Source organism: Aeromonas oralensis (assembly GCF_049665575.1).
Taxonomy (GTDB): Bacteria; Pseudomonadota; Gammaproteobacteria; order Enterobacterales; family Aeromonadaceae; genus Aeromonas; species Aeromonas hydrophila.
This window is the reverse complement of the sequence record NZ_CP187186.1, coordinates 3,702,307-3,725,833: the sequence shown is the minus strand read 5'-3', so window position 1 is coordinate 3,725,833 and position 23,527 is coordinate 3,702,307. Positions and strand designations below refer to the sequence as shown.

At 54.4% G+C, this 23,527-nt stretch carries 21 protein-coding genes and 2 tRNA genes; 5 read left to right on the top strand and 18 right to left on the bottom strand.

Features of this window, described 5'->3' with window-relative positions; translation table 11 throughout:
- Positions 1-35: 35 nt before the first annotated feature.
- Entirely contained in the window at positions 36-3,596 is a 3,561-nt protein-coding gene (locus ACPDZI_RS17295; RefSeq protein WP_438833538.1) for an ATP-binding cassette domain-containing protein, read from the bottom strand.
- Positions 3,597-3,695: 99 nt separating this feature from the next.
- Positions 3,696-4,973, bottom strand: coding sequence for an alpha/beta hydrolase (locus tag ACPDZI_RS17290; RefSeq protein WP_438833537.1), 1,278 nt, complete (start codon positions 4,971-4,973; stop codon positions 3,696-3,698).
- A gap of 225 nt (positions 4,974-5,198) precedes the next feature.
- Between ACPDZI_RS17290 and ACPDZI_RS17285 the strand changes: the two genes are divergently transcribed.
- Positions 5,199-5,333, top strand: a complete 135-nt coding sequence (locus ACPDZI_RS17285; protein WP_011707223.1) for a hypothetical protein — start codon at positions 5,199-5,201, stop codon at positions 5,331-5,333.
- A 43-nt stretch (positions 5,334-5,376) separates the two neighbouring features.
- Here ACPDZI_RS17285 and ACPDZI_RS17280 read toward each other — a convergent pair.
- Together ACPDZI_RS17280 and ACPDZI_RS17275 are read right to left on the bottom strand one after the other, a co-directional pair.
- Positions 5,377-5,452 (bottom strand) — tRNA-Asn (locus tag ACPDZI_RS17280).
- A 4-nt stretch (positions 5,453-5,456) separates the two neighbouring features.
- Positions 5,457-5,532 (bottom strand) — tRNA-Phe (locus ACPDZI_RS17275).
- 734 nt (positions 5,533-6,266) lie between these two features.
- Between ACPDZI_RS17275 and ACPDZI_RS17270 the strand changes: the two genes are divergently transcribed.
- Complete coding sequence (locus ACPDZI_RS17270; protein WP_323094531.1) at positions 6,267-7,418, top strand: tyrosine-type recombinase/integrase; 1,152 nt, start codon at positions 6,267-6,269, stop codon at positions 7,416-7,418.
- A gap of 323 nt (positions 7,419-7,741) precedes the next feature.
- Complete coding sequence (locus tag ACPDZI_RS17265) at positions 7,742-9,751, top strand: DUF927 domain-containing protein (RefSeq protein ID WP_323094530.1); 2,010 nt, start codon at positions 7,742-7,744, stop codon at positions 9,749-9,751.
- A 394-nt stretch (positions 9,752-10,145) separates the two neighbouring features.
- Here the strand turns inward: ACPDZI_RS17265 and ACPDZI_RS17260 are convergent, their stop codons facing one another.
- The 4 genes from ACPDZI_RS17260 to ACPDZI_RS17245 all read right to left on the bottom strand — a co-directional run bounded on the left by ACPDZI_RS17260 (position 10,146) and on the right by ACPDZI_RS17245 (position 14,139).
- Entirely contained in the window at positions 10,146-11,588 is a 1,443-nt protein-coding gene (locus tag ACPDZI_RS17260; RefSeq protein WP_323094528.1) for a hypothetical protein, read from the bottom strand.
- Positions 11,589-11,748: 160 nt separating this feature from the next.
- The gene (locus tag ACPDZI_RS17255) at positions 11,749-12,438 is read right to left on the bottom strand and encodes a hypothetical protein (protein WP_323094527.1); all 690 of its coding nucleotides are present in this window, start codon (positions 12,436-12,438) and stop codon (positions 11,749-11,751) included.
- Positions 12,439-12,450: 12 nt separating this feature from the next.
- Positions 12,451-13,119, bottom strand: coding sequence for a TM2 domain-containing protein (locus ACPDZI_RS17250; protein ID WP_323579846.1), 669 nt, complete (start codon positions 13,117-13,119; stop codon positions 12,451-12,453).
- A gap of 126 nt (positions 13,120-13,245) precedes the next feature.
- Positions 13,246-14,139 (bottom strand): helix-turn-helix transcriptional regulator, encoded by an 894-nt coding sequence (locus tag ACPDZI_RS17245; RefSeq protein ID WP_438833536.1) that lies wholly within the window; start codon positions 14,137-14,139, stop codon positions 13,246-13,248.
- Between the two features lie 323 nt (positions 14,140-14,462).
- On the opposite strand from ACPDZI_RS17245, the gene ACPDZI_RS17240 reads away from it, so the two are divergent.
- Entirely contained in the window at positions 14,463-15,197 is a 735-nt protein-coding gene (locus ACPDZI_RS17240; protein ID WP_323094553.1) for a hypothetical protein, read from the top strand.
- Between the two features lie 77 nt (positions 15,198-15,274).
- Here ACPDZI_RS17240 and ACPDZI_RS17235 read toward each other — a convergent pair whose 3' ends face one another.
- The 5 genes from ACPDZI_RS17235 to ACPDZI_RS17215 all read right to left on the bottom strand — a co-directional run bounded on the left by ACPDZI_RS17235 (position 15,275) and on the right by ACPDZI_RS17215 (position 19,093).
- The gene (locus ACPDZI_RS17235; RefSeq protein ID WP_438833535.1) at positions 15,275-16,516 is read right to left on the bottom strand and encodes a tyrosine-type recombinase/integrase; all 1,242 of its coding nucleotides are present in this window, start codon (positions 16,514-16,516) and stop codon (positions 15,275-15,277) included.
- 649 nt (positions 16,517-17,165) lie between these two features.
- On the bottom strand, positions 17,166-17,600 hold the full coding sequence (locus ACPDZI_RS17230; RefSeq protein WP_438833534.1) for a DUF2787 family protein: 435 nt from the start codon (positions 17,598-17,600) through the stop codon (positions 17,166-17,168).
- Complete coding sequence (locus ACPDZI_RS17225; RefSeq protein ID WP_438833533.1) at positions 17,597-18,223, bottom strand: hypothetical protein; 627 nt, start codon at positions 18,221-18,223, stop codon at positions 17,597-17,599. Before ACPDZI_RS17225 ends, ACPDZI_RS17230 begins: the two co-directional genes overlap by 4 nt.
- A gap of 22 nt (positions 18,224-18,245) precedes the next feature.
- Positions 18,246-18,548, bottom strand: a complete 303-nt coding sequence (locus ACPDZI_RS17220) for a YkvA family protein (RefSeq protein ID WP_323579843.1) — start codon at positions 18,546-18,548, stop codon at positions 18,246-18,248.
- On the bottom strand, positions 18,545-19,093 hold the full coding sequence (locus ACPDZI_RS17215) for a hypothetical protein (RefSeq protein WP_438833532.1): 549 nt from the start codon (positions 19,091-19,093) through the stop codon (positions 18,545-18,547). The genes ACPDZI_RS17220 and ACPDZI_RS17215 overlap by 4 nt, the downstream gene beginning before the upstream one ends.
- 869 nt (positions 19,094-19,962) lie before the next feature.
- Between ACPDZI_RS17215 and ACPDZI_RS17210 the strand changes: the two genes are divergently transcribed.
- Positions 19,963-20,445: a HEPN domain-containing protein gene (locus tag ACPDZI_RS17210; RefSeq protein WP_226031389.1), complete on the top strand. Its 483-nt coding sequence runs from the start codon at positions 19,963-19,965 to the stop codon at positions 20,443-20,445.
- Positions 20,446-20,588: 143 nt separating this feature from the next.
- Here the strand turns inward: ACPDZI_RS17210 and ACPDZI_RS17205 are convergent, their stop codons facing one another.
- From ACPDZI_RS17205 to ACPDZI_RS17185, 5 genes are all read right to left on the bottom strand, one after another.
- A complete protein-coding gene (locus ACPDZI_RS17205) occupies positions 20,589-21,065 on the bottom strand; it encodes a Dps family protein (RefSeq protein ID WP_182859727.1) in 477 nt (158 codons plus the stop codon).
- Positions 21,066-21,243: 178 nt separating this feature from the next.
- Positions 21,244-21,561 carry a rhodanese-like domain-containing protein gene (locus tag ACPDZI_RS17200; RefSeq protein ID WP_182859728.1) on the bottom strand — a complete coding sequence of 106 codons (318 nt, stop codon included), beginning with the start codon at positions 21,559-21,561 and terminating at the stop codon, positions 21,244-21,246.
- 47 nt (positions 21,562-21,608) lie between these two features.
- The gene (dsbB, locus tag ACPDZI_RS17195) at positions 21,609-22,142 is read right to left on the bottom strand and encodes a disulfide bond formation protein DsbB (RefSeq protein WP_182859729.1); all 534 of its coding nucleotides are present in this window, start codon (positions 22,140-22,142) and stop codon (positions 21,609-21,611) included.
- A 500-nt stretch (positions 22,143-22,642) separates the two neighbouring features.
- On the bottom strand, positions 22,643-23,110 hold the full coding sequence (locus tag ACPDZI_RS17190; protein ID WP_182859730.1) for a PaaI family thioesterase: 468 nt from the start codon (positions 23,108-23,110) through the stop codon (positions 22,643-22,645).
- Between the two features lie 53 nt (positions 23,111-23,163).
- A complete protein-coding gene (locus ACPDZI_RS17185; RefSeq protein ID WP_160839155.1) occupies positions 23,164-23,505 on the bottom strand; it encodes a carboxymuconolactone decarboxylase family protein in 342 nt (113 codons plus the stop codon).
- Positions 23,506-23,527: the final 22 nt, after the last annotated feature.

Below are 23,527 nucleotides of genomic sequence, written 5' to 3'. Positions count from 1 at the left end.
GGCTGCCCGCGGGCAGCCCTTGTCATTTTCGGCCCTCACACCGTCTGGGGCACCTGACGGTTCACCTGACCCACGAACAGCTGGTGGAAGCGGGAGTGGGAGTTGGCCAGCAGGCTCACCGGCGAGCCCTGCTCCACCACGGTGCCGGCCTCCATCACCACCACCCGGTCCACCGACAGCAGCGGCTCCAGATGGTGGGCGATCACCAGATAGCTGGCCTCGGGCCGGTAGCGATAGAGCAGCTCCGCCATCTTGCGCATGCCGATGTGATCGAGATCCGAGGTGGCTTCGTCCAGCACGATGAGCGGGCGGCGCGACAGCAGGATGCGGGCGATCACCAGCAGCTGGGTCTCACCGGCGGATAACTGCAGCTTGTCGAGCTCCTCGTCCAGCCGGCCGGCGCAGCGCTCGGCCAGCCCCACCCGGGCTAGCGCCAGCTCCAGTGCCGCGTCGTCGTGCTTGGTCAGGGGAGCCAGATTGGCACGCAGGGTACCGAAGAAGGTGAGCGGGATTTGGGAGACGGTGTCGTAGAGATCGCGCACCGCCTCCGGTGCCAGCCGGGACAGCGGCTGCTCGCCGTAGTAGATCTCCCCCTGAGAGGCGGGATACATGGCCTGCAGCACTCCCAGCAGCGAGCTCTTGCCAGCGCCGGTGCGGCCGCACACGCCAACCTTCTCGCCGGGGGCCAGCTCGAAGTTGACCTTGTGCAGCGCCCACTGGCTGGCCTGCGGATAACGCAGCCCCAGGTTGTCGAAGCGCACCGCAGGGTGAGGGGTGGCGAGGGCCTCCCCCTCCTGGCGCTCGCTCTCTATTTCGCTGTATTCGCGCACCCGCTCCACCGCGTTCATCACCTGCTCCACCTCGGCGAAGGTGCGGATGAGGGAGTTGAGCATGGCCGAAGCGGTAAAGGCGTAGGTGATGGCCACGGCCCCCAGCAGCGAGCTGTTGCCAAAGGCCACCATCAGCGCCACGGCGCCCACCAGGGCGGCGGAGAGCAGGGTCTGGTGCATGCCGAGCCAGCGGTTGATGGAGGTGGTGGTGTACCAGCTGCGCAGGTTGTTGTCATAGTGCAGCAGCACCTGATCCAGCGCGAAGCGCTCGGCCCCGGCCAAGCGCAGGGCGGGGGCGCCGCGGATGGTCTCGCTGATGCTGATGTAGAGCGGCGAGCGCAGCACCGACGCCTGTCGCCGCAGCTTGAGCTGTACCGCCCGGTAGCGGCGCTGCAGCACGTAGAGGGCCCAGCCCACCAGAGGGGCGATGAGCAGCAACAGCGGCATGTTGACGCCGATCACCACCACCTGCAGCGCCACCGACACCAGCATGCCGAACAGCCCCATCAGCATCGACAGCAGGATCTCCTGGGCTTCCCCCAGATCCCGATCGAAGCGGTTGAGGATGCGTCCCTGCGGCACCTTGTCGAAGAAGGCCATGGGGGCGCGGCTGATGCGCCCCAGCATGCCGTCAAACAGGGTCCAGGCCAGCTTGAGGCCGAGTTTGTAGTTGATGACCCGCACCACCATGATGCAGGTGAGAGAGCCCGCCCCCAGCAGCACATAGATGCCGAGTAGCTCGCTCACCCCGGTCACCCCGGCCTTGCCGCCGAGCCAGAGATCCGAGGCGATGCGCAGCCCCTCCTGGCCCAGAGTGAGCAGCAGGGCGAGCAGGATGGCGCCGGGGGCGGCCAGGCGCTGCCACATGAAGCCGAACAGCCCCCAGTCCACCTTGCCTTCCACCACTTTCTCCTCGCTGAACTGCTCCGCCTCCTGAGGCGGCACCGGCGGGGTGGGGCGGGGATGCTGGATGAGATCCGCCAGCTGGTGGGCATCGAGCTCCACCAGTCGGCCCTGCTCGATGCGGATCACCCGATCGCAGTGGGCCAGCACGTCCGGGTCGTGGCTCACCAGCAGCCGGGTCGGCCCCGGCTTGAAGGCGAGCCCCTGCTCCAGCACCTGGGCCGAGACGATGGGGTCGAGTGCCGAGAGCGGGTTGTCCAGCAGCAGGATGTCGGCCTGGGCGTAGAGGGCGCGGGCCAGCGCGACCCGCTGTTGCTGGCCGCCGGAGAGGCGGGTACCCAGCTCGCCCACCAGGGTCTGGTCGCCATGGCTGAGCAGGGTGAGGTCGGCACCCAGCGCACAGGCTCCCAATACCCAGCGATAGCGTTCGCCATGCCAGGGCTGACCGAACAGGATGTTGTTGCGGATGGTGTCGTTCATCAGCCAGGGCTTGTGGCCCAGATGAGCGACCCGGCCGTGGCGACGGATGCTGCCCTCGAAGCCGTTGTCGAAACCGGCGATGAGGTGCAGCAGGCAGCTCTTGCCCGCCCCGGTGGCACCGGTGATCCCCACCAGTTCCCCCGGCTCGATGTGCAGACGGATCCCTTCTAGCACCGGTTTTTGCTGGTGCAGGGCGGTGACGTTGTCGAGCTGCAGGCCGCCCACCGGCAAGCTGGGGTCGGTGAGATCCCGATGCTGCTCGGGGCTGTTGAGGAACTCGCACAGCCGGTTGAAGCCGGTGTTGAAGTTGATCAGGGTGCGGATGAGGTAGGGCAGCCGCATCATGGGGATGCGCAGCACGGTGAACAGGGCGATGGTGGTGAACACCTGGGGCAGGGTGAGCTCTCTGCCCGAGACCAGATAGGTGGTGAAGGTGGCCAGGGTCACCAGCAGCGGGGTGCTCAGCATCAGGCTCTCGTTGATGGCATCGAGCCTGAGCACTCGCCCCAGCACCCCCAGCTCCTGCTGGCGCTTGTGGCCGGCGGCTTGGGTGAAGAAGGCGCCGAGCCCGTTCTGGCGCACCAGCCGCAGCTTCTTGATGTATTCGGCCAGGATGCCGTTGCGCTCGTCCTGTTGACGCTTGAGCTGTTGCTCCTGCTGGTTCATGCGGCGCACCACCCGGGTGGAGATGAGCAGCAGCAGGGTGAGCACGGCAAAGCCGACCAGACCGGCGCTGCCCACCTGCCACACCAGCAGGGCGATGGTGCCGAGCAGTTGCAGCAGCATGGTGAGCGGCATGGCGGGGTCAGCCAGGATCCAAGTGATGTCCCACACGTCCCGGTTGATGAGGTTCTGCACCCGGCCACCGGCCCGGTCGTCGAAACTCTTGCCACCCAGCTTCATCACCTTGGCGAGCAGGGACTCGGCCAGCAGACGGCGGATGGGCACGTGCATTTTGAGTGCCAGCTGCAGCGAGTGCTCCGCCAGCATGCCGGAGGCGAGCACCGAGGCAAACAGGGCGAACGCCAGCAGCAATTTCTGCTCGGTGGGGGCGCCGGCACCGAGCTGGGTCATGCTGTGGTTGAGCAGCCAGGGGCTGGCCAGGGTGGCCAGCATGCCGAGCATTTGCAGCAGGGTGAGCAGGCCAATGCGCCCGCGGTAATGGCGCCAGATGAAGGCGGTGATGGGCCAGGGGCGCACCGGCTGGGCGGCGGTGAGAGTGAGGAAGGCGTCGGCGCGGCCATCGCGCCTGTCTTCCGGCAGCAGGGGATAGAGATCGTCGAGGTTGACCTGGGGCTCGCTCAGCCCCTTGCGCTGCAGCGGGCCGGTCCAGTGATAGAAGAGGCGGCTCAGCCAGCCCGCCGAGATTTCCGGATGATCCAATGGGTGTCCTTATTATTTTGTGCTGCTTCCAGAGGGGCGGGGCGACTCATGGGTCGCCCTCGATATTGTCGTCTTGCTGCGGGCGCGAGCCCGGCGGGATCAGTGATCCCGATTCATGCGGATGAGCCGGTCCAGGATCTGCTCACCATCAACCCGCAGGCCGTTGTGTTCGTATTCGTTGGTGATCCAGGCGCGGCTGTTGCCAAGCCCCTTGAGGGTGTCGCGGCAGTAGTCGAACTCCACATACATGTCCTCGGCATAGACGGCGCAGGCCACCGGTACGGTGTTGCGGGCCAGCTGCGCCGGGTCGTAGAGGGGACCCCAGTCCATTTTCTGGGCCAGCAGGTGAGCGGCTTCTTTCAGCGGGATGAGCTCGCGAAACTGCTCGAACATCCAGGGGAAGATCATCTCGCCGGTGAAGGCAAAATCCTTGCCCGGCGCCCAGGCCAGGGCCGGGTATTCGCTTCTCACCCGCTCGGCCGCCCAGTTGCTGGCGCGCCCTTCGCAATAGATGGACTCGTGCAGGATGGCGAACACCGGGTTGGTGTTGAACGGCTGCATGGCCTGCACTTGGTAGAGGAAGGCTGGGTTGAGCCGCTCGCCGATGAAGGCGTCCTCCAGCAGGTAGTAGAGCTCCTCGAAGGCGCCGCTGGCACCCAGATCCAGCCCCTGCTGCTGCAACTGCTCCACCGTCAGGCGCTGGCCGTTGGGCAGGCGCACCTCATGGCTGTGCAGGTGGTTAGCCAGCCGGTTGGCGATGGCCTGGGCGTGGGGGAAGCGGGCGAAGAAGGCGCGGTTCTTGTCGGCCACCCGCTGGTAGGTGGCGCGGTAGACCTCGTCGGCACTGCGACCGATGGGGGCCACCCCGCCGGTGAGGTAGACCTCGTGCAGACTGTCCGGGAACAGGGAGAGGTAAGTGAGGCTGCAAAAGCCGCCGAAGCTCTGGCCGAGCAGGCTCCAGGGGCGACCCGGGCTCAGCACCTCGCGAATGTATTCGGCATCGCGCACTATGCTGTCGGCGCGAAACAGGCCGAGGTACTCCGCCTGCTGTGGGGCGGTGAGCTGGGCCAGCGCATCGGCGCTGATGGGGCTGGAGTGGCCGGTGCCGCGCTGATCGAGCAGCAGCACCCGAAACTCCTGCAGGGCACGCTTGATCCAGCCACTGTCGGCGGTCGGACGCGGGGCACCAAAGCCGGGCCCGCCTTGTAAGAACAGTAGCCAGGGCAGATCGTCGTGCAGCCGGTCCTGGCGACAGAGGGTGCGGCCGAACAGGGTGAGGGTCTCCTCGTCATCCGGTCGCTGGTGGTCGAGGGGCACGGTGAAGAAGCGGGGCTCGCAATGGATGCCGTCCAGCACGTAACGCAACGGGCTGCTCATCTGGGGTCTCCCTGAGGGTAGGAAAATCGTCGGCCTCATCATAGCCCCGGCGTGGGAACGGGTCACGCCGGTTTTCCAAATTGTTAACATTGTCACGAAGGGAAAACGGGCGCTGGCAGCGTGATGAATTTATTGTCGGCAAGGAAGTTGACGGCGGCGGGCGGCTGCACAAAGATGGCTCGCCTGCCGACGGGGCAGGGGTCGTAACAGGACGAGGTGGGCTTGATGAAGCCTAAGTGGATACGATTTCGCAAAAAAGAGAAACGGGTAAACCCGGAGGGTGTGCTGCAGACCGGCTTGCTGCTGTTCAGTGCCACCTGCGGGGCGACCCTGCTGCTGGCAACTTGCAACGGCAGCTGACCGAAATGAAAAAAGCCCGCTCGATGAGCGGGCTTTTCAAATTTGGCTCCTCCTACTGGACTTGAACCAGTGACATACGGATTAACAGTCCGCCGTTCTACCGACTGAACTAAGGAGGAATTGTGGTGCCCAGAGACGGAATCGAACCGCCGACACGGGGATTTTCAATCCCCTGCTCTACCGACTGAGCTATCTGGGCAACGGCGCGCATTAAACCCTTTCTGGGCTGGGGTGTCAACCTTGCAGCCCCAGTTTCTGGCATGTTTTTGCATAGGGTGAACTAAGTGGCGAGATAGTGTGCAAGAAGCCCCTGACTCAACACCGGGATACGGTTGGCGGTAGGTTCTGCTATCGAGGTTTTTTCCCTTTATGGAATTGCCTTTTCGCTCTCTCACACATCCCGAGCCCCCAACAAGTGAGCCCATTTTTTGTCAAAAAACTGATGAACTAACCTGCATGTTTTTTGTGCGCTGAAAAGTTACCAGAAATTGACCAGACGGGGTTTGGTGCGTCGATACCGAAGGACCTCCGGTCGCTCAACTTCCGTATCTGCGTTTGAAGAAGAGTGATAACCCCCTACAGCAAGAGCTGTAGGGGAAGTAAATACTTGTGCTCAATGTGGTGTTTTAGCTCATAAAGCGAGCAGGACGTCGGGGGGACGGAAAAAAAATAAAAATATTTTTCTGCCACAAAATCAGACTCCATTGAGTTTCTTTTTTCTGATTCTTTAGAGGGGGGCAAAAACTGATTTCGATTCACCTGCTATGGGAAAAATTTGTAAAGCACAAAACATACCATGTTCAGGGGAGTTTGTTTTTATAAGGCATTATCGGATGGTTACGCTCTGGAGCTGGTCTTCCCTTTCGGTTTTGCTTCGTCCAACATTCTTGTCATGAGTCACCACGGTGGGGGCTCTAGATGATAGGAGGTGCGATGCCCGAACAGGCTGTAGCTCCAACTGTAGAAAGTACCAAGTTGGAGGAGTGCAGTTCAAAGCAGCGTGAAAGTAAAGATAAATACGAGCGTTCCCTTACGTGGATTACTTATGCCACTGGTCGCAAGGTTGGTTGTCTTAGTTTCACCAAAAATAAAGTCCGTTATCGGTTAAAAATTGCGAGCACGGACGAAGTCAGCGTTAAAGAGATTCGTGAGCAGGCAAGAAAGCTAAAAGCGGAGTTTGTACTTGATCCAGTGGGATTCAATCAAACCTATCTTTCGAGCTTGTCAGTAGAACAGTTTATACATGATAAATACTTGCCCGCAGTGCGAGCAACTCATAGATCACATAAAACCATCGAGTCTCGGGTAAAGCCGATCGTGGCAGCTCTAGGGCACAAGCCATTAAATAGAGTAACCCGTTTCGACATCGAGGATTTTCTTACAGCATCAAATAAAACGCGCTCTGTAGCCACGCGGAACCGCTACTTGGCACAGGTAAAGGCCATCATGTCCTTTGCTCTTGAGCGCGGTATCATCAAATCATCGCCAGCAGCAGGCATTCCGGCAAAGCATGAAGCTGTTTTGCCGCCCAAGGGGTTGCCTGATGAGGTGGTGAATAAGGTAGTACATCGTTTGATGAAAGACATCGGCGATGAAAAAGCTAGGCTTCTGCTGTTCCTGTTTGCAACAGGGTGCAGGCTGGGTGAGGCCCGAGCGCTACAACTTCAAGATTGTAATATCAATCAACAGATTGCGTATTTGCCCACCAGTAAGTCTGGTCGAGAAAGGCTCATACCACTAAATCATTTCGCGCTGGAGTTGATTCAACTCCAATTCCAGCGCCATGGCACAACCGGCCTGCTGTTTAGAGGCCAGGATGGTGTTTCTCAGATTTCCGAACCTCGGCGGTATTGGTACCGAGTCTGCAATGATTGCGGACTATCAGGAGTGCGCATGCATGACGCCCGCCATACCGTCGCTACATCGCTGTTAAACCAAGGTTGCTCGCTGGATGTGCTGCAAAAAGTCCTAGGCCATAGTTCGCCAAAAATGACTGAGCGTTATGCACGCCTCCACGATACCACGCTGGTTAAGGCCGTCAACGAATTACACACCTTGTGGGACCTCCCACGCATCACCTGTTAACAATTTTTTGGAGAATGGGGGAAGAGACTCCCCCATAAAGAATTATGCTTAGACCCAGATCTAGTAGTGATAACCCCCAGAGGCGTTTTGCCCGTCGTCCAGGGACTCAAGCATCTATTGATAGGATGGCAAGTCAGGGTGTACCGCCGACAGACTCGGTACCGGACTCGGATCAGGAGGCATCCGCGCCAGAATCGATCCCTACGGTCGCCCCTGGATCGCAGCCATTACTGGTATCGGTAACGCATGATGAGCAACCTCATGATGATTACTGTACAAGAGCGCAGGTAGCTCAAGAGCTGGAGGCATTCCGTGTTAGGCATATGCACGCCGCCTTTTATGCTTCTGACGAGGGGCAAGCCCTCAATAAGGGTAAAGAGCCAGATGAGTGTCTAGTTTTGCGGGATGGCTCCTTGTCGCCTCACTGCATCAAGGAGCTGACAGAGTGGCTGGGCTCACCATTTATCCCTGAAAATTTCAAGATCACTCCTGAGGGCAAGGTCATGTTCATGGCTGGTAAATCCCACTCCGAGGTCTTTGAGGGGGTCACATTGCCAATAGCCACATACCTGGACAAAGACGGTCGGCTTGAAGCCGTGGAGCTGGCTTGCCTTGCTCCTGATGGCAGTGTAGTTACCTTCCAGTTATCTCTGAAGGACATTCATAACGACCTGAAAAAAGTCAAGACAACGCTGAGCTCTTACCGACTATTTTACAACCAAGGAACAGAGAGCCGACTGATGCGCTTTATACTAGGCTGCGCGAAGATGGAGCTGATGAAGTCCATTTACTTGGTTGAACAGGCAGGTTTTGTGCCTGAAAAACAGGTCTATGTGACTCATGAAGCTACCCTGAGCCGCGAAGATGGGCACTCAGCAAAGCGAAGCCGATATCGACTTCGCAAGCAGCTTGGGCAACTGAGTTCTAGAGGTTTATTAAAAGCCTGGAAACTGAATCTCGCGGAGCCAGTACGGCAGTTCCCGATCATGGTGTTTTCGATATTGGTGATGCTGACCAATGTGTTGATAAACCTGCTACAAAAGTCCTCAACGATTGTTCATGTTCATGGCCTGAGCTCCGTGGGGAAGACGACTCTAGCGATGCTGGCTCAGAGTACAGTAGGACGGGCTACCGACCCTAGTGAGGATGGCACGTCTGCTATTAGAAAATGGCACAATACTTCCAATGCATTGATATCACTCATTGAAATGCACCATGGGATGGGGTTGGTACTTGACGAGTTGGGTTCATTCACCGGGAGGAATTTCAGCTCGCTCATGTATGCGATGACAAACGGGCAAAGCAAAGGGCGTTGTGACAAAGATAGCCTTCTGATTGAAGCCAAAAACACAGCGGCGCTCTGCATTTTCTCGACGGGCGAGATGAGCTCTGATGATTTTTTGCGCAAATTGCGTGACTCTGTAAACTCAGGCGCTCGTGTCCGGATGCTTAATATCGAGATCCTGCAGGATGATGCCAGGCTGCCGGGCGAAACACTGGCCCAAGCCAAAGCCCGGATTGACCAACTCAAGGCGGCCTGTGGTCAATACTACGGCACAGCGCTCCCGGCTCTGGCGCAAGGGCTGTTGAACTTGCCGGAGGCCACTTCCTATGAGGCGTTGCAGCAGTTGGCTCGTGATCGGGTTAATGAGTGCGCCGGGCGTTTGGAGTCTTTGGTCAATGGTGCTACCGAGTCACCGCTTATTCGTCGAGGTCTGGATTTCTTTGCCATGACGCTGGCTACCGGCTTGTATGGTATCGAGCTGGGTGTGTTGCCCTTCACTGAGAGTGAGGTTTTGGATGCAGTAGTCGAAGGGGCTAATCGATGGGCATCCTCATTAAGGGAGAAGCCTGATGATGTATCTCTGGCCGCGCATGGACTCCTCAATACCCTGATCCGAAACCGCCAGATGTTTCCTGACATTGACTCGGTGAAAGAGAATAAGCACATGGGATTCATTCGAGGTAATGAATTCTTGGTGCGCGTGTCATGGTTCGATGAGTTGGTCCCGCAATATGGCAAGCAGGTGATTGCATGGCTTGAGAAACATGGTTATCTGCGGCCTGGTCCAGATAACAAAAAATACATCCGGTTGCGCAACACCAGCCGGGATACCAAGTATAGAGCTGGTAATTACTATGCGCTGGATCACGACAAGGTGATGGGCTTTACCGGTGGTATCGAAGAGATAGAGGGTTACGAGGGGGCATCCCGAGAGTCTCCATCCTCCGCTCCGAGTTTCACCCGCCGCGCGACGAGCGAGACGGGGTGCGTGATGGTTGAGTCCTCACCTGACATGTCAGAGATACCGGTAGATGTCGAAAAATTCTAAAAGATGAAGGGGGGCCAGTGCGAACTGGCCCCCTTGCTTTGTGGGATCCGGTGGCAAATTACCGTGGTCTCTACACGGTTACTCAGGGCTGCGAATACTGTCAGTCATGGGGTGGTTGACCGATGCGGCAGGCAGAAGGGGGAGGTGTGTTTCAGAAGGCCGAGAAGGCCAGGATGATCTTGTTGTGGAGGTTCAGAGGGCGGTGAGGCCAAAGCGGCTCATTGGGTCGCTAAACCGCGATACGGGTGTCTCGCCGTGGGGGAAGCTATCGATGCTGCGCACTGGTGTGATCCCAGCCGCTCTCAAGATCAGAAGGAGTAGTCGAACGGTCCCAAAAAAAGAGGCCAGTGCCGACCGGCCCTGACCTCTGTGTTTTCTGCTCTATGGTGCCGGATTACTGACAGGTTCCCCAGTTTACGCCGTCCGTGCCACATTCCAGGCTATGAGTACCGTCCGCATAGGTTGTCTGCTTCTGATAGAGGCCGCTGCTGTTGTAGCTCGTTTTGATGGTATTGCCATTTTCACTGGCCGTCATGCTCTTGACCCAGCTAGCCGCATCAGGATCTTGGGATGGTTCGTCATACTGATAGGGGAGGGCTTCAAGAGCAGCAGAGAGCTCACCCATGTTCAGGGTGGGTAGCTGCCCTTCCAAACCGACCCAGTCGTTCAGGAAGCTGAATGCGCCCGCCTGCCGGTTATAGATGAACTGGGTGACGTAGCTGAGATCGTTGTTGCTGTAGTTGATAAAGGCGTAGCGGTGGGTGATCGCTGCTGCCATATCGTCAGGTGCACAGTCGTTGAAGCTCTCTGCCAATGTTTTAGCCAGATTCACCAGTGTGTACGTCTTATCGTGTGTGCGCGTCGTGAGGGTCTCCTTGATGTCGCAGCTATAGGGGGTGTTGTCCCCATTACGCGATTCAAAATCGTAGCCGGTTGTGTAGGTGTAGTTATTACCTGTTACTTGGCGCTCTTCACCATAGATGATGGTCTTGATGATTTGTGCGAAGTCACCGCTCACCTTCACCAGCTCGGTGCGGTTCTGAGTTCCCCAGTGCAACAGGGTTTCACGATACCAAGCGTCCGGATAGGCATTGTCCTTATCGCGACTATCCCCCTTGTGGTAATCGACATAGACAAAGGTGGCGTCCGGGTTTTCCCGTTTCAAGGCCTCTGTCTCGGTGAAGGACTGCTGCAAGCCGCGCACGATCTCCTGGGCCAGCGTGGCTGTCTCGCTATCACCGCTGGCGATGAAGTCCGCATACAGCTTCTGCTCAGAGATGTTGTAGTGACTGACAACACGGCTGACGGCCTGTTTCATCGAGGCGATCAACTGTTCCTGCTTTTGCCGGTTCGCCATGACGGTCTGGCAAGTTGTCTGCGATTGGGCTGCCAGCTCACTTTCCACACTGCTCCAGAGCACCGTGGTCAACGGTGTCACATGGTAGGCATCATCTTTGGTGATGGGGGCAAAGGTGGGAGGAAGGACCATCTGATAGGCTTCTGTCACCGGGCCAAGATCCAGGTCCACGGCATCCACCGGCACATCGACCACCAAGGGGGCGTATTGAGCGCAGGTTTGCAGGTCTACCGGCAGCTCTAACCGATAATCACCGGCATCATTGGTGGTTGTCTTGGGTTCACCATCATCCCACTGACGGTTGAAATTGAGATCGAGATAGACGGTCGCGCCTTGAATGTATCCATCAATCGCCTTTCCTGACATCGCCAAGGAGGCACTCGGTGGGGTTGGACTATCCGTGTTTCCACCGTCGCTACCACCACCGCCACAGCCTGACAAAGTAGCCATCAACACCATGGCCAAGGGGGTTTTCTTCATTGTTAGTTTCCCGTTTATTATTGGTATGCGATAACGTCCAGAGCATGGCCCGTTATCATCGTGATAATTTTATCTCGGTGTACGGCTATAAAATGTTGATTAGCCTCTAATTTATGCGTTTCTATTCACCGTGCTTGTCGTTGTTTTTAGCTTCAGTGCATCAAGGTGCAGACAGTTCTGTCTCGCATACGATGACCTCGCACTCTGATGGGTCAGGGAAGTCTCCGCCTTCGTCGGTGAGATATATCTTGTCGGCATGGACGCGGTAGTTACCCGCCGGGGTCAGCAGTGGGTTTTCATACATGCCCTGATAATCGACGGAGACAGCGGTCGCACCATGGGATCTCAATGTGACGCGTCCATTGGGGGCGATAGTGATGGATTGTTGAATCCCATTTTCACCTCCGAAGTTGAAGTACCGGGTTCCCGTGAACGGCAGCGCCACGGCTTGCTGCTGTGGATCCCCGATATGGTCAGTACCTCTGGCGCTCTGGCACATTTTCTCTAGCAGCAGATCCAGCATCCCCTCTGGCTGTGGTCGCCCGTTAATCTCCAGCGCCTCCACAGAAAAACCATCATCTTGCACCCAGACCTGCACCATGGCCCGTGCGGGCTGACTGGCATAGGTGATGGTGCCGCTGACATTCACCAATTTCCGACCATCCGCCGCTTTCCCGCCGGTCCACTCGGGGTCTTCGAAAAAGCTGTTGACCATCTTCTCGACGGAGATGTTCGGGCACATCTCCAGCTCGCTTTCCTTGAGGGTTGCCACATCCAGCAGGCTGAGCAAGCCAGCCTGAGCCCCTGTCGAGCAGAGCATCAGTAAACCGACTGCAGTTTTTATGTTCATACAAGGCGCTCCTTACCACACCCATGAAAACGCGGATATGGGGCGGTAGTTATAGCGACGGTCAAACTCCTCCTGTGTCAGGCACAAAACACGGATGAACTCGATCACGGACAAGACCAGGGGGAGGCCGGTGGTGCAGAGTGCGAGGTAGATAAGCCCCCAGCCCCAGTTCCCGGTGTAGAACTTATGCAGACCAATGCCGCCGCCCAAGAATGCGAACACAGCGGTGAGCCCCTTGCGCTTGCCACGGTGCGCAACGGCGTTTGCGCCGTTTAGCGGTGCCTGCGGGGGAGTGGTCGCGGTAGAGGGGGGCTGGGAGGGGGTTGCCCCCTCTTTAATCGGCCATGCTGCGATATCGATAGGCTTCAGGATCTCATCCGTGATTGCCCTGGCTTTCTTCTTGGCGGCGCCGAAGGTATCGATGGCATCGACAAACGAGCCATTGAGCGTGAGCTGGATGGTCTCATCGCCTTGAGAGGCGAAATTCACGGTGATGCGCAACCCGAAAGGGTTAAAGCCATATTTCCATGCGGCTTCGATCCTGCCTTGTGTGCGCTCGACGGCTTTTAACGTGCCGCCCTGAGCTTGCAAATGGGCGGCGACATGCTCGAAGAGTGGCTCATAGGGACTGGTGGAGCAAAGAGTGTTGTCGGACACTTTTTGCAGGCTGATGGTGTTCATGCATGACTCCTTGGATATCGACTGCGGGATGGTTGACGACAATGTGAAACAGCGGCGACAGGTGGTGTCGCGGCATGTCAGGCGCTGTCGCCAGATGTATAAACTGGGATCTTTGTCACAAATGGGTCAGGGCGGAGCCTGACTCATCAGGGTCAATAGATGGCGTAAATCACGGACGATCTGCTCATGGATAAAACCGGGCGAGATCACGGTGAGCCCCGGCATCCAGGATTTGATGACAGGCAGAATCTGATTGGTATCGAGCACGCGACTGCTCAATAACAGCGCACCGTCATCGAAGGTTTTGACAATCTCCTGCTCGGGCAACAACGGACGATGCTGAAAGTTGATGGCGATGGAGGCACTGGCTTTGAGTAGCACCTCAATCATGCCGGAGCGCCAGAGCGTCGGATCGGTATCGATCTGTCGCGCAATGAGCGTGTCACGGGTGAAGGTCTGTTGTGATAGCTCAACCAGCGCGATGGAGCTCAGCGGATAGGCTTGCAACCGCCCCTCGCTGACGCCGACCAAGTGCCAAGTGCCCTTGTAATTGACGAGCTGATAGGGGCTAAACAGCTGCTTGCGCTGGTCTTTGGTGATGAGCCAGCATTGCAGATGCTGGGTCAGTGCCTGCTCTAATACCGGTAACTGATGACTCAGTGAGTCGGTGGACTGAGCATCGAACCCCTTGATAGCGAAGAGGCTTGGGGTGCCTCTGTCCAGCAGCTGACCCAGACGATGTTCACTGGCGTGGGGGAACAGGTCGGTGATACCCAACTGTTCGGCCAGCTTTCGCAGCTTTCCATCGCTCTTGTGATTGAGGAACCCAGGATCCAGCCAGTATTGCTGGTTGCGGTGTTCTATCGGTAAATAACTGAGGCGTTGATTGAAATCCCGCTGCAGGGTGCGCACGGTGACGTTGTACTCGGTGGCCAGATCACCCAAGTGCAGCTTCTCACCACTGTACAGGCGGGTGAGGAGCATACCGAGGCGTTGAGCAATCTTGTCGTGTTCGTGCATACCATCACAGAAAGGGAATAACCTTGTCGCGGATTATCCAAACAGGCCGCGACACGGCGTGACGAATTGGATGGCAGGCAGTTTTTCGCAAAACCCATCATCGGCGATGGGCTTTTGTCATCAGGTGAGGGGTTTTGTTATCAACCGGTGAGAAGCGGTTGAGCGGGCCAGGAAGACCGGTCAGGGCAGGTTGTGGCTGTTGGTGAGGAGGGCGGACCAAACCGGCCTCTCCGGCGACTCAGCAGAGATTTTGCTATCTAGGGGGATAGGGGAGAGACGTCGCGAGTCTTGTTGCGCGATATGAACCGCTCTCCTGCAGGTTAGTGAATACGATTTATGTGATCGCAAGAAAGAAAATGCGTTTCACAGATTATGTTTTCCATGGAATAAATAGAGCATTATCTTTCAATAGGTTAGTTACGTTGCGTAGCGGGGAGAACAGTATGGGTTTCTTTGATTTCGTTGGTGATGTTGTTAGTGGTGCCGTCGATATGGTTGGTGATGTTGTTGGCGGAACTATTGAAATCGTCAGTGATGTCGCTAGTGGTGCTATAGATGTCGCCGGTGACATAGCTAGTGGCACTGCTGAAATGGTTGGCGATGTTGCTAGTAGCGCAGTGGATGCTGTCGGTAGTGTTGCTGATACCGCAGGTACCATTGCGGGAGGTGTAGTTGACATGGCTGGTGATGTCGCAGGTGGTGCGCTTGAGCTGGCTGGCGACTGTGTCGAATATGTTTCTGAAAATCCAGGTAAGACGTTGGCTGTGGTCAGTGCCGCCGTTGTGACAGGTGGTGCTGCGTTTGTTGCTGCTCCTGCCATTGCTGCTGCAGCTGGAGGGGCGGGGTTACTTGGAGCAGCCTCAACGGGGACAGCAATTAGCACTCTCTCAGGTGCCGCATTAACGAACGCATCTCTGGCTGCCGTTGGCGGCGGTGCACTTGCTGCAGGTGGTGCAGGGATGGCTGGTGGAACTGCTGTTATTGCTGCTGGAGGAGCTGTCGCTGGAGCTGCAACTGCAACAGCGGGAGTGGCGGTTTCTGAGAAGATATCCTCTTGATAACTTGAAACAATAATTTCGAGGATGAATCAGTAAAGGGCTTCGGTATCTCACCCAGCCGTGAGATACCGACATACCTAGCTGGCCTGAACCCACTCGCCCTCTTCGGGAAGCGGCAGCGGTTTGGATGGCACAGAACTGGTCAGGGCATCATGGATGCAGTTGGCTATTTTCTGGCTGGTCTGCTGCATCCGAGTGTTATGCAGGTGAGCATAACGCAGTGATGTCTGACTGCTCCGGTGCCCTAACTGGGATTGCACGTCAAACAATGTGCCGCCGTTGGAGACAATCAGCGCGGCGACCGAATGACGGCAGGTGTGCAGGCACACGCCCTCCTTATCTATACCGGCCCGCGCCAGCATCCGCTGAAAACCCTTGGTGGGATTCTGCAATGGCTGCCCTTGTCGCTTGCCGGGGAACAGATAGGGATTTCCCTGTGTCACCGGTAAGTAGTTCAACAGCTCCACCGCCATATGGTTCAGGTGCAACACACGGCTATGGCCGTTCTTGGTGTGGGGAATGTATAGGGTTTTGTCCTCCTTGTTGTAGTGCTGCCATTTGGCCCTTGCCAGCTCGGCCCGACGCAAGCCGGTGAGCAGCAACATCTTGACGTACTGACCGGTATAGAAACTCTCATGCTGATCAGCGGCCCGGAACAGGCGACGGATTTCATCTGGAGTGAAGTAGCGTTCGCGCCGATTGTTCTCTCGCAGCAATGACACCAAGGCGGCGGGATTCTCTTTAATCAGTCCGGCACGGGCCGCCCAGGTCATGATGGCCTTGAGCAATGCCAAGACGCGATTGCAGGTGGCCGGAGTGAGGCGCTTGAGCAACATCTGTTGCATGTTCTGGATGCGGGTAACGGTGATCTCTTCCGGGATCAGATTGCCGAAGATTGGCCGTAGGTGATTACGGAAGCGATGTTCATCCGTCTTCCAACTGCGATTTCGCGATTGCAGATAGGGGAGATAGTCCTCCTGAAACAAATTGCTCAGGGTCTTCTGGTTGCGCTTGTCCTCCTTGGCTTGTTGCGGGTCAACGCCTTCGGCGATCTTGCGTTTGTAGTCGAGCGCCAGCTTGCGAGCCGCGCTGACATCCAATGTGGGATAGTGCCCCAGCGCAATCGCCCGTTTGCGCCCATGTATTTGATAGCGCAGCAGGAACTTGCGACGCCCCTCCCCTTTTCCCACCAGACAGCGCAGACCGGTCACATCGGTATCTGAATACTCCGCTTCGGTACTGCGAGCGTCATCGGGGTTAGGGGGCAGATCGGCAATCCGTCGATTGGTGAATTTAAATCGGGTAGGTGTTTCGTTCATGGTTCGCTCCTCAACATGTGAGCTGGTGCAACAGGGCATTGGGCTCCCTTCACAGTGGAAAGGAGGTCTAATCCCCGTCTCTGGCTTGGCGATTGAAGTGGTCGTTGCTCATCGCGCCTTGGCCTGGTTGGCCCGGCACGATGACAACGCGGGAAAGGTGAGTGAACAGATGGCCGCCCCGGTCGCTACCCGGTCCGATCCCGTAAAAATGCTACCGAGCCCCGTGTCCGCCCCGCACAAACGGAGGGAAACGGGGTTGGTTTTTCCCTTTGAGTGATTGGGCTTTTCCATCTCAACCCCGTGAACCCGCGAAATTTGCGGGAATAATGGGGGGAGTGAATAAAGAGGTCGGGTTGCCCCGCACATTCACGGCGGGCCCCGTGCCCGCCCCGTGTGAGCGGGGGGAAACGGGGCTGGTATTTCCCTTTGAGTGATTGGGCTTTTCCATCTCAACCCCGTGAACCCGCGAAATTCGCGGAAATAATGGGTGAGTTAATGAATAGGTCGGGTTGCCCCGTGAACTCCCGCTGTGCCCCGTGCCCGCCCCGCACCAACGGGGGGAAATGGGGCGCGTTTTTCCCTTGGAGATACTGCGTAATTCGACGCCAACCCCGTGAACCCGTGAAATTTGCGCATTAACAGGGAGGGATCATTCAGTGGCTACCCTGATCGCGTAGACACCCAGCGACAGGTAGGTGAGGAAATTGCCCTCCCATAATTCATAGAACTCACCCAACTCAGACAACGGCACCACATGCGCATAGGCAACCAGCCCTTCCTGGCTTGAGAAGTCAAAATCGACCTCCTTGGCCAATTCGGCATAATCGCCCATGCCGACATAGGAAAAGTCCGTGATATAGACCAAGGACCATAGATTTCCTTGCCGTTGCAGGCGGATTTCCACCGGATGAAAGCCGCCAGTTTCCGGGCCATAACCCGGATCACGAAAGTTCATCGTGACAGCACGGGCTTGTGACCATGTGGGATGGTGCGTGTTCAGCAGGTCGGTTAGACATACGGCGAGCCGGGGTGAAACCGGCAGGGGGAGGCCCTGCCAGTTCAGTGTTATGTCACGGTTGCTCATTGATGGGTCTCCTGCCCGGCTTCCTCGTCGCCGGTCTCGGCTCCCGTTTCGGCTCCGGCCTCCTCCATCTTGTCTGACAAACCGGCCTGGTCGTTGGCTGTTTCAAGAAATAGGGGCTCATTGTTTTCCTCGATGGTTTTCTCATCGGTCGTGTCATCTTGGCTCTTCTGTCCCTTGGCTTTTCCCTTGCGAGCCTGTTTATCCATATTGGCCGGTTCATCCAACTCTGCTGACCAGTCGCTGAGAGAGAGACCGACCCGGTGGAACGGCGAGTTGGGCTCTGCGGCGACCAGTAACTTTTCAGCCCGCAGGATGGCGGCGAGGAAACCGTGGTTATTGGCACTGCCTCGAACAAACAGCGCCCTGAGCGCCACCGATTTGAATGGCGCATCCTTGAGGATATCCAGCAGTGCCAGGATGTCATCGAGCGATAACCAGTGCTTACTGAACAGGCCGCCCGTGTCGTTGGCAGTAATGCGAAGGGCATAGCGACCGTCATCGTTTTTGCCCACCTCGTAGTGCAGCAAACCACTGGCCCGAGCGCTTATCTTCGGTGCCTTAGCAGATTTAATAACAGTCCAGACCGGAGCAGCCGACGCTGCCGGTTGTGTGGCTTTAGCCATGATGAAATTCCTTCTGAAGGGATTACTTGAAGAAGTCAGCCGCTTTGCTGCGATGACCTTGATGGATATGACTGCCTAACGAGGCAATGGCACCGCTGATGACCCCCAGGTCATCGGTGAGCCCCACGCCGGGGATAAAGTCCGGTACGGCATCGACCGGACAGAGCAAATAGGCGAGTGCGCTGACCACGATGGTCTTGACCCACACAGGCGTCTGCTCATCGGCCATCAACAGGTAGAGCAAGACAGCCTGCTCAACCATCAGCTTCATGCCCTTGATGTGCTTGAGCTTGGCGAGTAGCGAGGAGCGGTTGATCTCGGTCATGCGGCCCACTCCCCACCCCAATCTGACGCCAGCGCCAGACTGACCACGCCATCGCAGATATCCAGGACCGGACCCGCGTTCCGGGCGGTGACGCTGAGCAACTTGAACACCGGATGGTCTTTATCGTGCAGCGCCACTTGTGTGCCCTCCAGAGCAATCCAGCGCTCCGGTAACGGCAACCAGTAGACGGCTTGCTCGGCACTGTCCGTGGTGAAGCTGCTGTCCCCCATGTCCCAGACCTCTTCAAAGATGCCGTTGTCCAGGTCATGGGTGGCCTGACCGGAGAAGCGAGCAATCGACAGCACCAACTGCCCTATCTGAGTAGAGGGCAGTTGGTGCAAGGTGTAGGTATTGGTGTGACTGAAGATAGCAACCAGTACCGGCAGACCGGGCATTGGCAAGGATTCCGGTACATAACGACCGTGGATGCGGATAGCTTTGACCAGTTGATGATGGCGCAGCAGTGCCCGCGACAGGGTATCCAGATAATCCTGAGTCGCGTTTTTGCCTTCACCAATGGCATCGAACAATGAAAGTTCTGACATGGATGTTCTCCTTTGAATTTAAATAACCGCAATGGCTATTGGATATCAAAGGATTTATATATATTTAAATTGATAGATAATTCGGTAGTTGGCATGTCTTTAAATATTAATCCTGTATATTTCACATGAGGTTATTCTCGCGCGCGCGAGAATAAATAAGTGAAGGTTAACATTTAAGAAATTCTATTTACTTTCTTGAAATTGAACCGTAAGTTATAATTAACGATGACAACATGAGAGCTACGTTGATAGGTAGATGAAGATATTGTTGAACAGGCACGGGAAACCACTACTCATATTTTAAAAGGAGACAATCATGTTCAAAATAACAAGCCTGTTCATCAATCCAATGGATTCCTACCAGATCAATGAGATTGTAAGTTGTACTCATCGAGAGATGTTTAATTTGAATTCATTTGAGGAGAGGATTTATCGTGCTTTGAGATCTATATTTGGTACTGAGTTGGATGATGTCTTTATTGGAGAGCGATTCTACGCATACAAACTCAAACGGCGGCTGGCAACTCGCAAGGAGAAGGTTAAGTTGGGGCGACTGATTGTGCGCATAATCCCGGAGCTAATCCCTGCCATCAGGAGCTACCCGCAGCGGTATCCTGAAGAATTGAGAACCTGTCGGAAATTGTTCCAATGTGTGAAGTCGAAGAAACGACTAGCTAAAGTTTCTCTACAGATATCTTGAATAAGTAACCCCTAGAGCTCAACGCTAGGGGTTACAATCACTATAGTCAACAGTGGATGCAGGATGAATTATCTTTGTGAGCGACCTAGATTTTTTTATGAATTTTTATTTCTTCATTTGGATGTGAGAGTTATATTGGTTGATACGTTTTATCTTCGAGTGTTTAAGTATGAAGGTCGGTACTTTTAGGCAGCGAGTCAACGTTTCAAAAGAGTATTTAGCTCTAGCCAGTTCGGATGAGATTGCAGCAGAGAAACTATCGCAGGTTGATTGCTATAGACAGGCATGCTATTTCATTATCCAGTCTATGGAAAAATATATAAGGGCTAAGATATTTAGTTTGGTAAATGCAGACATCAAATATTTTAGAGATGAGAACAGAAATCATTCCTTAGATTCTGCAATTGATTTTCTTATTAAAGTTGTAAGTTCAGATCCTATAACTCAACAACAAGTATCGAAGCAGTTGACGGAATATGTATTGGTTAATACAAAATATAACCACCTTCATAATAATCTCAGATACCCAGCTTATTTTCAAAAGTATGATTCATATTCTATGCTTGATGTTGGTAGAGAGGACTATCAAATGTTATGTAATCGACTTTCATTATTAAAGAGCTTCCTGAATGATATAGATAAACTTTCATAAGAAACACGTTCAAGAGTCGCCTCATTTTTAGACTGCAAGGTGTCTAGGGAGCTAGGGGATTCAATGTGTACAGATCTAATTATAACCTGACACCGGCTTTACGTCGGTGTCAGGTTAGTTTTATCTGGATACACATTGAATAATTATTCAAGTAAGCTACGAAGCATCCAGGCGGTTTTCTCGTGTAATTGGATACGCTGTGTTAATAAATCAGCTGTAGCTTCATCATTGGCGGCATCGACAAGAGGGAATAAAGAACGTGCAGTTTTAACTATAGCTTCCTGTCCTATGACAAGATTTTCAATCATTGCTGTAGCAGTAGGAACAGCATGATCTTCCGGAATGACTGTCAAGCGTGAAAATTCATGATATGTACCAGGTGCAAAACAACCTAATGAACGAATTCGTTCAGCAATTTGATCTACCGCCAGAGCTAATTCGTTGTATTGATTTTCAAACATCAAGTGCAAACCATTGAACATTGGCCCAGTAACATTCCAATGATAGTAGTGTGTTTTTATATATAAAGTATAACTATCCGCCAAAAGCCGAGACAATCCTTCAGTAATGTTCAGCCTTGCTGACTCAGAAATACCAATATCTATAACTTGCTTACTCATTGTTGAACCTCCATATCATGTTTACGTCTACACAGCGTATACCACATTCAATAACTATACAACAGGACTTATAGTAACGTTAAACTTCAATAAACTATTGATGTACTACAACAGGCTATCGATTAAATGAAAAATGATTTACATCAAATAATGATACGTAGTTTAAACACCAAAGTTATTAATTACGCTGATACGCGTCTTGTGCATCAACTACAGAGCCAAGGTTAGTTACTCGGTGAAAACCTTGTTTTATCAAAGCCTTCCGCGCAATCTCAGCTCGTCGACCTGAACGACAATAGAGCTGAATTGAATCATATTTTCTGATCCCCAAATTGGCCACTTCGTGCACTATTCTATGATATTCTATATTCATTGCACCAGACACATGTTCAGCCAAGTATTCCTCAGCGGTCCGTACATCAATCAACCACTCTTTTGCTGATACACTCAGACAACTAAACAAAATGCCGGTCAGTATCCAAGTTCGTATCCACATATATTTATCCTTTATGAAATATCTAGTGCAGCTCACGTACTGGATATTCATTCAACACAGGTGCCAAAGCGCCCTTTCTGCGACGAATTAGCGATCAGGATTAGTAGCCAAGTTACCAAATAGATCCCAAAGATCAGTACCAACCACTCGGGAATCTCTCGGTTGAGAAATGACCATTGATGTTCAGCGCAATCTACATACGCCGCAAAAAACCAGGGGGCCCAAGTATCGAGGGGTAATCTACCCGGAAAATCAGGAAGTACACTACAGGTACTGAAAGGTGACGAATTGAATAGGTAGTTTACATGCAGCAACGCAAGCTGTAGCCCACGGAAGGCACTGTAACCCCAGATCAGGATTCCGAACCAACGAAATACCCAATATTTGGGATTGATCAAGGCAACAAGTGCTGCGGCTATCAGTCCCATGATAGCAATGCGTTCATAAATACACATCTTACAGGGGGATAATCCTAACGCATGTTGGAACACCATTGCACTGAGTTCTAAAAATAGAGCCGAAACCAGCAATAAGACCCAGGATGAACGCTGCTGGGTGATCCCTTGCAGATAAGTAATCATAATCACAGCTCTCCTTGGATTGTGACTGGCAAAACCATTAGTATTGTAATGGGCATCCACATAGAGTAATTGTACATCCACATCTGGTAACTTTTACTACAAGTATTCGTTCACTCCATCCTTGGTGCAGTTACCTGTCCACAGTAAATCAAGCTGACACCGCTTCAATAAATTCAAGATATGGGTCAAACTGGGTTAACTCATATGCAACAGATGAAAGATTCGAGTGCACCCCATTATGTCAATTCTAGTTACTCGGCAGATATGCATAATAGAATGTATTCAAGCCACCGGAATGATCATAAAGACCATGACTGATCACCGCCATCTGACAGTCGTTTAACTGGGTGTCTAGCCCCTCGGCATTGGTAAGCAGTGTTTGACCCGAGCCGGTATCAAAAAGCAAGTTCAGCTCGGGTGAATGCAACTAGAGTGCAAAGCCATGTTCAGTCTGTAACTCACCTTGACCATGATTGTCACAAAGCACCATGATCTGAATTTCAGCAACCGTGGGCCATACCCCCATCGGGTGGTGCGATAAACTTGGCCGAAGCGCGAGCCAGCCGCTGCTCTCCGTCGATGCACTGTCCGGCAATATGCAACCCTGAGAGCAGCCATGCTTCGAGCTGATAGATGCCCCGCCGCTGCCCAAGTAGCTGGGCACAGATCGTAATAGTCTGACCCATGCGGATCGGTGCCACGAATCGAACCGTCAACTCCGCGGTCAGTGCCTTGATTCCCTGCATCAATAAACAGTGCGTCATCGCAGCATCGAGCAAGGTGCTGGTCATGCCACCGTGCAACAGTCCGGTATAGCCCTGATGTTTCTGGCTCACCACAAACGGAGCTCGCACGGAGCCATCTTGGTGTTGCGAGAACGCTAGTTCCAAGGAGTCCGGATTATTGTCACGGGAACCACAAACCATACACTGAGCATGACTTGGTTTGGCAATGAGATAAGGTGTCATCCATTCCTTCTTAGCGGCAGGCCGATAACCAGACTGCCGCATCGGATTATAAATTAACCGGCTAACTCGTCTACGGCTGCCAGCGCCTGTGTGCCATAGATCACCGCCGGACCACCGCCCATCAGGATGGCCACATCAATAGTTTCAACCAGTTCCTGTTTACTCGCGCCAGCTTTCAGCGCTGCTGCCACATGGGCTGCAATGCAACCATCACAGCGTGCAGCAATCGCAATTGCCGTTGCCATCAACTCTTTATGTTTAATGCTGAGTTCACCGTCGTACATCGCTGCTTTATGCAAAGCGAGAAATGCATTCATGGTGTCTGGACTAGCCTTGCGGTAGGCCGATCCGAATTGACGTTGTTCCTGATTAATCTCTGTGTAGTTCTTAGCCATAAAGTACCTCGACAAGTTGTTA